The 14,005-nt window shown below is 73.4% G+C and carries 11 protein-coding genes; 6 read left to right on the plus strand and 5 right to left on the minus strand.

Translation table 11 applies throughout. The features are described 5' to 3' along the window. Nucleotides 1-17: 17 nt before the first annotated feature. Together ACZ52J_RS32610 and ACZ52J_RS32615 are read left to right on the plus strand one after the other, a co-directional pair. On the plus strand, nucleotides 18-854 hold the full coding sequence (locus tag ACZ52J_RS32610) for a phytanoyl-CoA dioxygenase family protein (RefSeq protein ID WP_465623859.1): 837 nt from the start codon (nucleotides 18-20) through the stop codon (nucleotides 852-854). A 501-nt stretch (nucleotides 855-1,355) separates the two neighbouring features. Next, nucleotides 1,356-2,834: an alpha/beta hydrolase gene (locus ACZ52J_RS32615; RefSeq protein WP_465623860.1), complete on the plus strand. Its 1,479-nt coding sequence runs from the start codon at nucleotides 1,356-1,358 to the stop codon at nucleotides 2,832-2,834. Between the two features lie 65 nt (nucleotides 2,835-2,899). On the opposite strand, the gene ACZ52J_RS32620 is transcribed toward ACZ52J_RS32615, so the two are convergent. The 3 genes from ACZ52J_RS32620 to ACZ52J_RS32630 form a co-directional block, all read right to left on the minus strand. Continuing rightward, on the minus strand, nucleotides 2,900-6,202 hold the full coding sequence (locus ACZ52J_RS32620; protein ID WP_465623862.1) for an AfsR/SARP family transcriptional regulator: 3,303 nt from the start codon (nucleotides 6,200-6,202) through the stop codon (nucleotides 2,900-2,902). Nucleotides 6,203-6,563: 361 nt separating this feature from the next. Then, the gene (locus ACZ52J_RS32625) at nucleotides 6,564-6,923 is read right to left on the minus strand and encodes a hypothetical protein (RefSeq protein WP_465623864.1); all 360 of its coding nucleotides are present in this window, start codon (nucleotides 6,921-6,923) and stop codon (nucleotides 6,564-6,566) included. Nucleotides 6,924-7,149: 226 nt separating this feature from the next. Further along, entirely contained in the window at nucleotides 7,150-7,512 is a 363-nt protein-coding gene (locus tag ACZ52J_RS32630; RefSeq protein ID WP_465623865.1) for a peptidoglycan-binding domain-containing protein, read from the minus strand. 203 nt (nucleotides 7,513-7,715) lie between these two features. Here ACZ52J_RS32630 and ACZ52J_RS32635 point away from each other — a divergent pair, with 203 nt between their 5' ends. Together ACZ52J_RS32635 and ACZ52J_RS32640 are read left to right on the plus strand one after the other, a co-directional pair. Beyond that, entirely contained in the window at nucleotides 7,716-8,735 is a 1,020-nt protein-coding gene (locus ACZ52J_RS32635; RefSeq protein ID WP_465623866.1) for a S66 peptidase family protein, read from the plus strand. A 370-nt stretch (nucleotides 8,736-9,105) separates the two neighbouring features. After that, nucleotides 9,106-10,392 carry a hypothetical protein gene (locus ACZ52J_RS32640; protein ID WP_465623868.1) on the plus strand — a complete coding sequence of 429 codons (1,287 nt, stop codon included), beginning with the start codon at nucleotides 9,106-9,108 and terminating at the stop codon, nucleotides 10,390-10,392. 189 nt (nucleotides 10,393-10,581) lie between these two features. On the opposite strand, the gene ACZ52J_RS32645 is transcribed toward ACZ52J_RS32640, so the two are convergent. Beyond that, entirely contained in the window at nucleotides 10,582-10,947 is a 366-nt protein-coding gene (locus ACZ52J_RS32645; RefSeq protein WP_360502624.1) for a hypothetical protein, read from the minus strand. A 90-nt stretch (nucleotides 10,948-11,037) separates the two neighbouring features. Here ACZ52J_RS32645 and ACZ52J_RS32650 point away from each other — a divergent pair, with 90 nt between their 5' ends. After that, nucleotides 11,038-12,081, plus strand: a complete 1,044-nt coding sequence (locus tag ACZ52J_RS32650; RefSeq protein WP_465623869.1) for an ArsR/SmtB family transcription factor — start codon at nucleotides 11,038-11,040, stop codon at nucleotides 12,079-12,081. 333 nt (nucleotides 12,082-12,414) lie between these two features. Here ACZ52J_RS32650 and ACZ52J_RS32655 read toward each other — a convergent pair whose 3' ends face one another. Then, nucleotides 12,415-13,419 carry a S41 family peptidase gene (locus tag ACZ52J_RS32655; RefSeq protein ID WP_465623870.1) on the minus strand — a complete coding sequence of 335 codons (1,005 nt, stop codon included), beginning with the start codon at nucleotides 13,417-13,419 and terminating at the stop codon, nucleotides 12,415-12,417. Between the two features lie 57 nt (nucleotides 13,420-13,476). On the opposite strand from ACZ52J_RS32655, the gene ACZ52J_RS32660 reads away from it, so the two are divergent. Next, the gene (locus ACZ52J_RS32660) at nucleotides 13,477-13,998 is read left to right on the plus strand and encodes an ArsR/SmtB family transcription factor (RefSeq protein WP_465623872.1); all 522 of its coding nucleotides are present in this window, start codon (nucleotides 13,477-13,479) and stop codon (nucleotides 13,996-13,998) included. Nucleotides 13,999-14,005 lie beyond the last annotated feature (7 nt).

The raw sequence follows: 14,005 nt of genomic DNA on the forward strand, positions 1-14,005 counted from the left end.
CGATGGAAAGTAGCAGCATGCGAGATGTTCTGACGTCGGATCAGATCGACCGATTCGTTTCCGATGGCTTCATCCACCTCGAAGAGGCATTCTCCCGGTCGCTGGCCGATGAGTGCCGGGCGTTCCTGTGGCGCGAGACCGGTCTTGATCCGGACGATCCCGCCACCTGGACCCAACCGGTGGTCAGGCTGTGGGGATACGCGCAGGCGCCGTTCCAGCGCGCCGCGACCACCGAGCGCCTGCACGGTGCGTTCGACCAACTGGTCGGCCCGGGCCGCTGGTTGCCGCGTATCGGCCTGGGCACTTTTCCCATTCGCTTTCCGCACCCTGACGATCCCGGCGACACCGGGTGGCACATGGATGCCAGTTACACGCCAGAGGGGGAGACCGGCTACTGGCTCAACCTCCGCTCCCGTGAGCGGGCGTTGCTGATGCTGTTCCTGTTCTCGGACGTCGACGCCGACCACGGGCCGACCCGGATCAAGGTCGGCTCGCACCTGGACGTTCCCGCCTTCCTGGAGCCGGCGGGCGAACGCGGTATCGACGGGATGGAGCTCTGCCGGACCATGGACACCGCGGGCAAGCTTGATGCCCCTGACCGCCCGCCGGCGCTCGCCACCGGGCGAGCCGGAGACGTCTACCTCTGCCACCCGTTCCTGATCCACGCCGCCCAGCCCAACCGCGGCACCCAGGCGAGGTTCCTCGCTCAGCCTCCGCTGTACTCGGCCGCCCCGCTCGACCTCGACCGCACCGATGGCGCGTACACACCGGTCGAACGCGCGGTGCGGCTCGGACTGCGCCAGACCAGCGGCTCAACGACTCGGCAGGGGCAGCCACCCCTGGGCCGGCAATAGCCGCCGAACCACCGGCCACTGGTGGAGGCTGCCGGATTGCCTTCTTCCCAGGCGAGTTGGCCGATCGCCAGAACCAGGCAGGTACGTGTCACAGGGTCGTCCTCGCGAGTGAGGAGGGCAGGCAGGGCGGCCGGGGGTCTCCGGGTGGGGGCAGCGCGGCTGCCAGGGCGTAGGCGGTGGCCACCGCCCTGCCCCGCCCTGCCACCGCCCTGGCGGACGGTGCCCGAGCCGCTGCCAGCGGGATGCCAGCGCTCTGCCAGTGAGGTGCGGAACTGTCGGATGTGCCGGGCGGTACGCCGCGACACAGGAGCGCGCGACTGTCCGGCCCGTTGACGAAAGGGCACTCACGTGACTCGCACCTCCCCTCCCACCAGCCCCCCGGCAGACCCACGCCGGCCCAGGGCTTCCCGTGCTGCAGTCCGACGGTCGGTGGCCTCGTGGCGGCTCGGCGCGGGAGCCGCCGCGGCCGCGCTCCTGGCCGCGGTGTGTCCAGGGACCGCCGTGGCCGCGCCGGACACCGCCCCGGTACCGCGACTCGCCTGGGCGACGTGCACGGACGGCTTCGAGTGCGCGACCGCCCGCGTCCCGCTCGACCACCACGATCCGCGCGGCGCCGGGATCGACCTCGCCGTCATCCGGCACCCGGCTGGCGACCCGGCCCATCGGATCGGCTCGCTGTTCTACAACCCGGGAGGCCCTGCCGTGGCCGGCACCGTGGCTCTGCCCCTGATGCTCGGCCAGTTCCCCGAGGAGGTGCTCAAGCGCTTCGACATCGTCAGCTTCGACCCGCGCGGCACCGGCGGCAGCGCACCCGTCCAGTGCTTCGACGACCCGGCCGACGAGCAGGCCCTGCTGGCCGGCACGGCCGCCGGCTACCCCGAGGGCGCGGACCAACAGAACGCCTGGGCCGACGCCTACCAGCGCCTCGCCCGGCAGTGCGCGGCCCGCAACCCCGCCCTGCTGGCGCACATCTCCACCGCCAACGTGGCCCGCGACATGGACCTGCTCCGCCGGGCGGTCGGCGACCGGCAGCTCACCTACCTGGGCACCTCGTACGGCAGCTACCTCGGCGCCACCTACGCCAACCTGTTCCCCGGCCGGGTTCGCGCCATGGTCCTCGACAGCGCCCCGGACCCGGTGGCCTGGTCGACCGGCCACGGAAACCAGGCCACCACCACGGGCCCCCTGCTGCGCAACGGCAGCGACGTGGCCGCCGACCGCGTCCTCGACGCCTTCCTCGACCAGTGCGGCCAGGCCGGCCCCCGGACCTGCTCCTTCTCCGCCGGAACGGCTGCCGCCACCCGGGCCAGGTACGGCGAGCTGCTCCAGCGGCTGCGCACCCGGCCGGTCGCGGTCGGCGGCGTGACCTTCACCGCCGGCTCGGCCGTGGAGGCGACGATCCTCTCGCTCTACGCCGCCAACCCCGTCCCGAACCTGCCCGGCACGGGCTGGACCCGGCTCGGCGCAACCCTCCAGGCGCTGTGGGCCGCCACCGAGGCCCCGGCCCCGCCGGGCACCCCGCTGCCGCCCGTCCTCCACCGGTCGCCGGACCAGGCGCTCGCGGTGGCCTGTTCGGACAGTGCCTACCCGCCCGCCCGGGCCGACTACCCGGCCCTGGCCGCGTACGCCCGGGCCCGCTCCGGCGAGGCCGGCCCGTACTTCGCCTGGACCGACGAGCGCTGCGCCGACTGGCCCGCCCGGGACCGCGACCGCTACGACGGCCCCTGGAACCACCCGACCGCCCGGCCGATCCTGGTGGTCGCCAACACCGGCGACCCGGCCATGCCGTACGAAGGGTCCCACGCGATGGCCCGCTCGCTCGCCCGCGCGCAGCTGCTGACCGTCGACGGCTACGGCCACACCGTGCTGGCCAACCCCAGCGACTGCGCCGCCCGGCACGAGACCCGCTACCTGATCGACGGCGCCCTCCCCGCCTCCGGCACGGTCTGCGCACCCACCCAGCCGCCGTTCAGCGGCTGATCGCACATCCGCCCTGTCGCGCCACCCACCCAGGGTGGCGCGCCGGACGCGCTCCGGAGAGCCGGTCAGCCGGCCTCCAGGAGTAGCGACTCCGGTCGCGACAACGCCCGGCCGCATTCCCAGGCGGCCCGGAAACCGGACTCGCCGAGGGCCTCGGCGCAGCCGTCCAGGATGGCCCGCAGTTCCGGGTCGCCCACGTCATGGGCCCCGCGCAGGCCGTACGCCGCGCCCAGAGCCGCCGCACCGCGCGCCGCCTGGCCGAGCGCGAGGCAGTACTCGGCGTACCCCTCCAGGACGTCCGCCCGCACCGGCTGGTCGCCGCTGTCCGCGGCAAGTTCCAGGGCACGGCGGTGCAGCGGGTCGGCCGCGTCCGGCGCGCCGCGCCGCTGCTCGGTCCGGGCCAGGCCGGTGTGCAGCAGGGCCAGCAGGTGCAGCCGCGCCGGGGCACCGGGGCCGGTCGCGGGCAGCCGCTCCAGCCGCCGCAGTGTCTCCTGCTGGCGGTCCAGCGCCGTCGCCAAGTCGCCGGTGCGCCGGGCGAGTTCACCGAGCGCGTAGCCGACGGCGGCCTGCAGATGCCGGTCCCGGTCACGTTCGGCGGCGGCCAGCGCGCGCTCCAGGTCCACTCGGGCTGCGGCCGGTTCGCCGCAGCGCGCCCGCAGCCGGCCCGACAGCAGCAGCGACAGCGGCGCCTCGCCGGAACCCCCCATCTCGGCATCCCGTTCACCGGCCTCCGCCAGCGCCGCGAGCGCCTCCTCGGCCGCGCCGGTGACCGACAGCAGCGCGGCCAGAGTGACCAGCGCCAGGGCCAGGCCCCAGCGGTCGCCCAGGACACGGAATCCGTCCACGGCGGTCCGCAGACAGTGCTCGGCGCGCCCGATCCGGCCCGCGCCCAACTCGATCCGGCCCAGCACCAGATGGGCGGCGGCCCGTATCCACCGGTCCGGGTGCTCGCCGTACCGCTGCGCCGTGGCGCCCACTGCGTCCGGCGGCCCCGCCATGGCGAGCAGCAGTGCGGCGGCCAGGGCGACGGGGTGCTCGGCCCGCTGCGCCGCGACCAACGCCCCGCCCATCGCCTCCGGCGGGATCACGGTGTCGCCGGGCTCCCGGAACGGGGAGGTGAGCTGCGCCAGGATCACGCACAGGGCGTGTGCCTGCTCCAGACCGGGCGGCGCGCCGAAGCCGTGCGCAGCGAAGACGGCGGACGTCCACGCACCGGCCTCACGGCCCTGACCGCGCATCAGCCAGGGCCAGGCCCGGGCGGCCGTCAGCCGCAGGGCGTGTTCCGGCGGGCCGACAGCGACCGCCCGGCGCAGCGCCGCGTCCAGGTTGCCCTGTTCCGCGTCGAGCCGGGCCATCAGGGAGATCTGACGGCCCGTCCGGAGCAGGGGTTCGGCGTTCTCGGCGAGCTCGACGAAACGGCGCAGGTGGGCGGCGCCGGTCGGGCCGTCCTCGCCGGCCTCGACGAGCCGTTCTGCGGCGTACGCGCGGACCGTCTCCAGCAGCCGGTACCGCACCAGCCCCGGCTCCCGGTCGACGGCCGCGACCAGGGACATGTCGGTCAGGGACCTGTCGAACAGGGATCTGTCGACCAGGGACTTGTCGACCAGGGAGGACAGCAGGTCCTCGACGGCCGTCGGGTCGGGCGCCGGCCCGTGCGGCCAGTCGCCGGCGCAGACCAGGTGCGCGTCGGGGAGCGTCGCCCCGCCGGCGAACACCGAGAGCCGTCGCAGCAGGACGCGCTCGTCCTCGTCCAGCAGCTCCCAGCTCCAGTCGACGACGGCGCGCAGCGTGCGGTGCCGGTCGGGGCCGGTGCGGGAGCCCCGGTCCAGCAGCCGGAGCCGGTCGTGCAGCCGCGCCGCGACCTGACCGGGGTTCAGGGCGCGCAGCCGGGCCGCCGCCAGTTCGAGGGCCAGCGGCAGGCCGTCCAGCTCCCGGCAGATCCGGACGACCGGCTCGACGGTGTCGTGGTCCAGGGCGAATCCGGGACGGGCCGCGGCGGCCCGCTCGACGAAGAGGGCGACGGCCGGGTGTGCGAGCGCCTCCTGTGCGGTGGAGCCGGGTGCGGGTACGGCGAGCGGCGCCACCGGCCAGAGCACCTCGCCTGGGACACCGAGCGGTTCGCGGCTGGTGGCCAGCACGCTGAGCCGGGGCGCGGCGGCCAGCAGGCGGTGCGCCAGCAGGGCCGCATCCTCGATCAGGTGCTCGCAGTTGTCCAGGACGAGCAGGACGTCACGCCCCTCCAGGGCCCGGACGATCCGCTCGACGGGGTCCCCGGACTGATCGCCGGCGGGCAGGCCGCCCGCCAGCACCCCGGCCTCCGCCGGTCGACAGACGGCTGCCAGCACGACCCGGGCCACCGCGTCCGGGCCGTCGGCACCCGCGAGTTCGGCGAGCCGGACGTCCGTCGCGGGCGGCGCGGTCGCCACGGCCGCGACCGCCAGCCGGGTCTTGCCGACACCGCCCGGCCCGGTCAGGGTGACCAGGCGGGAGCAACGCAGGCGCTCCCGGACCGCCGTCAGTGCCTCGTCGCGGCCGATCAGAGCGGTGAGCCAGGTCGGCAGTGCCGCACGGCCGACGGGGTTCCCGGTGGAAACGGGGGCCGGCCTCGGCGGAGGCGACTGTGCGCCGGACAGTACCCGCAGGTGAGCATCCCGCAGTTCGGCGGACGGGTCGGCGCCCAGCTCCTCGGCCAGCGCCCGCCGGGTCCGTTCGAACACCTCCAGCGCCGCGGCCTGCTGTCCGTCCGCGTGGAGCGCGCGCATCAGCCTGACGGCGGCCCGCTCGCGCAGCGGGTGGGTGACGCAGAGCCCGGTGAGCTCGGCGACCAGCCGCGGCAGCGTGCCGACCTCGCCAAGGGCGAGCAGGGCGTCGGCCCGGTCCTCGACCGCCGACAGCCGCAGCTCCGCCAGCCGGGCCGCCGGCGCCGCGGTGAACCCGGCGCCCTCGCCGTCCGCGAACGGTGCCCCGCGCCACAGTTCCAGCGCCCCGCCCAACAGCGCGATCGCCTCGGTGAACCCGCCCGCCGCCAGCGCAGCCCGCCCCGCCGCCACCCGCTGCTCGAAGTCCCAGGCGTCCACGCTCGCCCGGGGCAGGTCGAGCAGGTACCCGGCGGGGTGCGAGCCGACCACGGACCGATCGGTCCCCAACACCCGACGGAGCCGGGAGACCAGGGACTGCAGGGCACCGGCCGGCTCCTCCGGCGGGGCGTCCCCCCAGAGGTCGTCCACCAGACGCTCCCGGGTGACCACACGCCCTGGATCGAGCGTCAGCCGGAGCAGCAGCAGCCGAAGCCGCGCTCCGCCGATCTCGAGGGCCGTCCCGTCCTCACCCCGGACGACCTGTAGCGCCCCCAGAACGTTGATCCGCACCCGCCCACCCCTCGCTCAGCACCACCGACCAATCAAGATCATTATCCCGACGCCTGGGCGGCGCCGAGCGCGGGGCGCCAGGCAACCAGTCAGGATCACTTGACGGACGGTCAAAACCATGTGAGACGGGGCAGCTGACACCAGGGGGTCCACGCGCCACGCGGACGGGGGTTCCCCCAGCAGCCGGACAAACCCGCGTCCGGCAGCGGACGGCGGGCACCGCCACGCACGAGCACCAGGCCGGGCGAGGGAGGCCGAGCTCCACCCGGCCGCGCTGCGTGACCGGCCGGCGACCGAAGCGAGCCGGCTCAGCCGGGTCGGCCGCAGCCGCGCCCGGGAGGTGGTGCTGGCCGAAGGCCACCTACGGGAGCACCACGCCTGGGCCGGCCAGTTCGCTCGCCTCGCGGCCGAACGGTTGATCCGCAACGGACTGACCCACGGTGCCCGAACCCGCGACGGCGAGCGCGATCTCGTTGTACAGGAATCCCTCGAAGCCGAGCGGCTGCCCGGTCTCGGGACTGGGCGCTGCCGATGGTGTGTAGAGGCGCAGCTCGTCGCTGATGCTGACCATCCCGTACCGGTCGGCGAACGCCCGGTAGTCCGCGGGTAGTTGGAAACCGAGCGTCTCGGGCCCCAGCTCCCACGGGACCGGGACCACCCCGCCCACAGGCGGCGGCCCGATCACCGCACCGAGCCGGTCCAGCATCCCCTCGATGTTCACGTCCACTCCCAGCAGCCACCCGTTCTCGCCGGAGGGTATCCGTTTCCGCTGGCGTCGCCCGTCGTGCAGCGGTCTGCGAAACCGAACACCGCCGCCTCCTGGCGGGCCTTCGTCGCCGCCGCCCGCGCGGGCTCACTTCCCGTCGAGGGCCGACACCGACCCCAACGGCGTCGGGGGCAGGGCATCAGCGGATGCCCTGCCCCTGACGCTGTCCCTACCGGCTACCTCAGCAGTTGGGGTAGGCGTTCACAGAGCTCCACCAGTCCAGCGCCCCCCAGGTCTGCGAGCCGACCTGGCCGTCCACCTGGAGGTATCCCATGCACTTCTGGAAGAAGTAGACGGAGTTGAGGGTGTCCTGGCCGAACACCCCGTCGACGGTGATCTTGGCGTGCTTGTCGGGGTTGATCGAGTAGTTCAGCTCGCACTGAAGCTCCCGTACGGCATCGCCGGTGGCACCGACCTTCAGCAGCGGCTCGCTGGTGCTCCACTCACCGCAGCGAGACCCCGCGGCGTTGGCGGTGCCGGCGGTGGCGACGGTGCCGGCAAGGAGCAGGCCGGTGGCGGCCAGCCCGATGACGATCTTGCGCATGGTTGTTTCCCTCCCGTTTGGCATGCGCCTGGCGGCGCAGCGCGTGCCTCGACACTAGCCAGCACGATGCCCCCGCGGGGTATCCAATCGGGCACCCGGTTCCGTGGGCCAATCGGACAGCCGCGGGCCCCTGCCCCGGCTCTGGGGCCGACGAGCGGCGAAAGTCGGGTGACCCTGCCGGTGGCACCGGCGACACTGGCGCCATGACTGGTTCCGCACTGCCGCAACTGCTTCGACCGCGCGCCCTGAGGCCCGGAGATCTCGTTGTCATCGCCGCGCTGTCCGGTCCGCTGCCGGCCGCTCATGAGCCCAACGTCGAGCAGGCGGTGGTCGTGCTCGAGCGGATGGGGTTCCGCGTGCGTCGGGCTCCGCTGCTCCAAGCAGGACGGCACCACTGGTGGAGCGCGGCAACGCCGGCCGAGATCGCCGGGGAGTTCAACGGCCTTCTCCGTGATCCTGAGGTGCGTGCGATCGTCGCGAGTGACGGCGGTCAGACGGCGCTCGGCTACCTCGACCTGATCGATGTCGAGGCGGTCAGGGCCGACCCCAAGCCGATCCTCGGCTACAGCGACATCTCGCTGCTGCATCTGGCGCTCTATGCGTGCACCGGTCTGGTCGGGTTCCACGCCGACATGGCCGTCCCCGGCTTCGGCGGACACTGGCAGCGCGCGCCCGTGGCGCGCCGGGCGGAACTCGAGAGGCTGTACTCCAGGCTGCTGACCGGTACCGAGGCGATCGGTGCGCTGCCTGCGAGTGCGTCGTGGGAGTGCTGGCGTCCTGGCCGTGCCGAGGGCCGGCTGATCGGCGGGGTGATCAATCGCATCGTGCTGGCGCAGGCGACGCGTTTCGCGCTGCCCCTCGAACGGTTCGACGGTGCGGTGCTGTTCTGGGAGGAGATGGGCGGCCTGGCATCGCACGTGTGGAGCTACCTGCAGGTGCTGCGGCACGGCGGCATCCTCGACCGGATCTCCGGCATGGTCGTGGGCGTTCCGCGCGAGATCAGCGGACTCGAGCCCGGCGCGTCCCCGACCCTGCCCGAGATCGTCCTCGACGCCCTCGGCGACCGGGACATCCCGGTCCTGGGCAACGTCGAGTTCGGGCACGCCGGCCCGAACCTGCCGATGCCGGTCGGCATCCGCGTCCGCCTCGACGCGCAGCAGCGGACACTGTCGCTGCTCGAACCGGCGGTAGGGCCCCACGCGACGATCGGGCCCGTCGGCTGAACACCGCGGATCAGTGAGCCGACAGCGTCGCGACGTCCGGTCCGGACGCTCGGCTCCTGACGTCGGGATCAGCAAGGCGGTGAGCCCGTGCGGAGAGGTCCGGGCGGCCGAGACGGTGGCCGGCGGGTCCACCGGGAAAAATTCTTCGAACCCGCCTGCAACCCGGGCGGGTGCCGCACGTCTGTACAAGTGAGAGGCGCGGAAGGGGGCCACCTTCCGCAGGCGGGGGCGATCTCTCTGCGTCCGTGGTCCGGCAGGGTCACGGGCCCGCCCCGGCCGCTCGATCTTCCACTCGATCGTTCATCCGCTTCCGGCGTAGCCGAACCCCATGTTCGTCATGCCCACAACAAAGTTGCTTCCAGGGGGAACCATGTCCACCACCCGTATCCGCCGCTCCCGCTCCCGCCACGCCGTCTCCGTCGCGGCCGCGCTCGGTGTCGCCGCGCTCGGCGGCACGCTCGCGCTGCCGGCGCAGGCGGCCTTCGCCGAGGGTGCGCCGCACGACACGCACAAGGGGACACTGACCGTCCAGGCGCCGGCGGCGGTCGGCTTCGCCGGGCAGCCGGTCGCGTTCACCGAGACCCTCGCCAACACCGGCACCGAGGACACCGCCTTCGCGCTCCTCCTGCAGACCACCACCGAGGCCGGCACACCGCCGCACGCGATCACGATCGACTACAAGGACCCGGCGGACGGCGCGTGGAAGTCCGTCCCGCTGGGCTTCCACGCCGGGCTCTACGAGGCCACCTACGACGGCGCGACCGGCGCCATCACGGTCGCGGCCGGCAAGACCGTGAAGCTGGACCTGCGCATCGGCGCCCCGATGGGCCTGCCGCACGACGGCGCGACCAATGGCGGCTTCCGCTCCATCACCCTGGACTCCCGCCTGACCGTGCCGGGATCGGGGGAGAACCTGGCCGATGAGGTCAAGACGATCAAGGTCGACTCCATCGGCAGCTCACTCGCCCACGTGCCGGCCACGGCGGTCGCCGGCGGGGAGCCGATCGAGTTCGACGCGGTACTGGCCAACCCCACCCCCTCCGCGTACGTCAACCTCGGCAACGTGCTCTTCGTCGACCCTCACGCCACCGTCCAGGTCCGCAAGGCCGACGGCTCGTGGACCACCCTGCAGAAGGTCTCCGACCAGATCCCGGACGACAAGCCCGGCGTCTACCTCCAGGGCCGCGACTCCTCCATCGCGGCGAGGAAGACCACGGTGACCCGGGTGCGGGTCTCCTACGACGCGGCCACGCCGCCGGGCGCGACCCAGATCAGCCCGTGCGTCTTCGTCAACGAAGGAGCCCCGTTCCGCGGGACCACCAACTGCGGCCAGGGCACCACCGTCAACGTCGTCGCCCCCGAGAAGAACACCGACAAGAACACCGAGAAGAGCACCGGCACGAGCGCCGACAAGTCCACCGGCGCCGAGCCCGGCACCGGCACCGGCACCAAGCCCGGCACTCAGGCGAAGCCTGCCACCGACACCGAGCCGGCCACCGACACGGCGCCCGTCCCCGCCCCGGCCGCCCCCGTCACGGGTGAACTCGCCGCCACCGGCGCCCAGTCCGACGGCATCACGGCCGCCACCGCCGCGGCACTCGCCGCCCTCGGCACCGGCGCGGTCCTCCTCGCCCGCCGCCTGCGCCGCCGGTCCTGAACCACCCGCCGACCCGCGCCTGCCCGGGCGTCCGGCCTCGTCGGCCGGGGCCGTCGGTCAGGACGCGGGCGGCGTCCTCCTCCCGGGCTCGGCGGCGGTACCCGGGGCGGTTCGGCTCCGGGACGTGCCGCCGGTCCCGTCATGGTCCGGTCCCCCGAGGCGGGGCCAGGACGGAACCGGCGAGGCCTGTCAGTACGAGGCGCTGGTGGCGCACCGGCGGGAGTCCAGGTTGCACACGACGACGTACGAGGTGATTCCGGCGTCCAGGAGCTTCGCGGTCCAGGCCGTGTCGTGAGGGATGCTGGTCCAGTTGCTCGAGCGCCCGCCGTTCGACTGCGTGAGCACCACGCTGCAGCCGTCGCCGGTGGTGGAGGTCGCGTAGCCCTGCACGTGGTCGTGCCCGTCGGCGAACGTGACCACCATGCCCCCGGCGCAACCGGGGACGTTGGCCGTGTAGGTGGTACTGGCCGACGCCGTCGCGGCGCTGAGGCCCAAGCCGGCGGTGGCGGCGACGACGACAGCGCCGAGGCGGACAGCGGTGCGCTTCCTGATCATCAGTGTCTCCTGGTGTTCGGTGTGTTCCTGACTCAAGGCAACCGGCTGACGGGACCGCCCCTCGAGTGATTCGATCAGGTTCGAACACTCATGACGCCGACCGCACGGGCGGCCGGCAGCCGACCTCCGGGGGGTGTCGTGCTCCACCTCGACATGGACCGCACCGTACTCGCGAACACCCGGTTCGCGATCTCGCCGCTCAGCACCGGGATCGGCGCGCTGCGCCTCCTGCGCGACAACAAGCGCCCGGGCGGCGACGGTTGGCGGGGCAGAATCCAGGAGACCGTCCATGACCGCAAGCTCGTCCTGCTGGGCTCGCTGTTCAGCGGCTCGTGGGACTACGTACCGGACTTCCTGACACCCCAGCCGCACGCCCCCGAGACCGGACTGCACGAGGAACTGCACACCGTCGCCACCACGGATCCCGCCCGGCTGCGCTGGGAGCTGCAGGTCATGGCCCAAGGGGTCAGCGAGGAGCACCTGGCGGGCCGGGCCACTCCCGTGGCCCTGCGCGACGCCCTGGAACGGGGCGAGCACGACTTCGCCGAACGGATGGCGGCGGAACTGCACCGGCTGTGGGAACGCGCCCTCGCCCCGCACTGGACGGCCCTGCGTACCCGTATGGAAGAGGACATCACCCACCGGGCGCAGACCACCGCCCGCCACGGCCTGTCCGGCATGCTCGCCACCCTGCACCCCAGGATGCTCTGGAACGACGACCACCTGAGTCTGACCAGCCGCTTCCACGCCCGGACCAGCGCCGCCACCGGCCTGGTCCTGACCCCCTCCGTGTTCACCACGGACCTACGCGTGGTCATCGACTCGATACCCGCACCCGCCACACGCCAGCCCATGCTCGCCTACCCCTGCCGCCCCGGACCGGCCACCCGCCCCGGACCGGCCGTCCACGCCCTCCTCGGAGCGACCCGCACACGCCTGCTGTCCGACCTGCACACCCCCCGCACCACCGCGGAACTCAGCGAACGGCACTTCCTCGCCACCAGCACCGTCTCCTACCACCTCGGCATCCTGCACCGCACCGCACTGGTCACCCGCACCCGCACCGGACAACACGTCCTCTACCGCCAAACGCCCCGCGCCACCGACCTCCTGGCCACCCCTCAACCCCACTGACCCCACTGACCCCGCAACCGACCATGACCGACACGACCGCTACCGGACCGGTGCCTGTGCCGGCGTCGGCGTCGGCGGGGCCAGGCTGTACGGGACCACCGCCGCCGGGACAGGACCGCGGGACGGACGGGGCGTATGGGGCGGGCCGGCCGGCGACAGCCCCGGCCCGCCGGTGGAGCGTGTCAGGAGCACACTCCACCCGCCGGTCAGCCTCCCGTCGATGCGGGCCCCGGCCCGCCCGCGCAGCCGCACGCCGGACCGGAAAACCCGGGCCGCCTCGCCACCGGTCCGGTAGTGGCGGCCGGTGGCGGTGTCCGGGGTGGCGGGGCTGTGTCAGGAGCCGTTCTGCGCCAGGCGCGTCACGGCCAGTTCCAACGCGCGCTCGAGTGCGGTTTCGGCTCGGCACGGCACGTCGGGCTGGACGCCGGTGCCCTCCCAGTTGGTGCCCGAGACGGGGTTGAGCGCGCGGGCGACGGGGACGGAGAGTTCCAGGTGCGGGTGCACCGTCCAGCCCTCGCGCGGGTGCGCACCGCCGCGGGTGCTCTCCCCGACGACCTCGGCGCGCCCGAGTTGCTGCAGGTCGTAGGCGAGTTCCTCACCCGCGGAGAAGGTCTTCGCACTCGTGAGCACGTAGAGCGGCTTGGTGGCGCCGTAGCGGGCGCCCGGGACGAACGGGGGCGTCCAGGACTGCTCGGTCTTCTCCCCCTGCCGCGAGACGATGGTGTTCAGGTGGGTGCGGCCGTCGAGCAGGTAGCCGCAGACGAAGGCGACCGTGTCCGGGTCGCCACCGACGTTGCGGCGCAGGTCCAGGATCAGCGCGCGGGCCGGGGCCACCAGGGAGAGCGCCGCGGCCAGCGGCTCGGCCGCCCAGTCCAGGGGGAACATCGCGGGTGCGATCTCCAGGACCGCGACTCCGGAATCGAGGAGCTCCACCCGCGGAACACCCCCCAGGCCCTCGTCGAACTGCCGCCGCATCTCGGCGAGTACGGCCGCGCCCCGCTCCGACGGTACGGGCTCGGCATGGAACTTCAGAGCCAGGTGCTGGTCACCGTTGACGGACCGCAGGTCGGCGGTGACCCCTTCGGCCAACTCCTCCGCGGTCGCGGCCCGGTAGGCTCCCTCCGCACACCGGCTTCGCAGCAGGGCCGCCAACTGCCGGGCGACATCGGGGAAGACGTAGTTCCCGGCGACCAGGTCGGCGATCGACTCGACGACGCCGGCAGCGTCCGGGACCGGGACGGCGGTGAGGCCGGCGGCCGTGACGGTGTCGGTAACGGGGGCAGTGGTGTCAGCGGCGGTGGCGTTGTCCAGCGCGGGTGACGAGGTGGTGGTGGTCATGGCAGGGAGTAGACCAGCGACTTGTCAAAGCGTCAACCGCACTTAACACTTGATTCGGTGAGCCATCAACCAGACGAAGACGTCCAGCAGATCAGCACACCCCAGCAGCACGCCGCGCTCGCCCACCCCGTACGCCAACGCCTGCTCTTCGCCCTGAGCGGGCAGCCCTCCACGATCAGCCGACTCGCCGCGCAACTGGGCGTGAACAAGGGCAGTGTCTCCCACCACCTGCGAGTGCTGTGCGAAGCCGGACTGGTCCAGGACGCCGGGACTCGGCAGGTCCGTGGCGGCACCGAGAAATACTACCGGCGAACCGCACAACGCCTCCTCGTCGACGAGCCACAGGCCGAAGGCACAGCCGCGATGCTCGGCGCGGTCGCCGCCGAGACGGACCGCTCCCCCCTCGAACACACCCTGACCCTGCGCCACCTCCGACTCAGCCCCGCCAAGGCCGCACAGCTGGCCCAGGCGCTGACCCGCCTGGTCGACGAAGTGGAGGAAGACCCCGGCGAACCCGTGCACGGCCTGCTCGTCACCCTCTACCAACAGCACGACGCCAGCACACGAACCCGACCCTGACCCCGCA

Source organism: Kitasatospora sp. NPDC034035, from assembly GCF_055575755.1.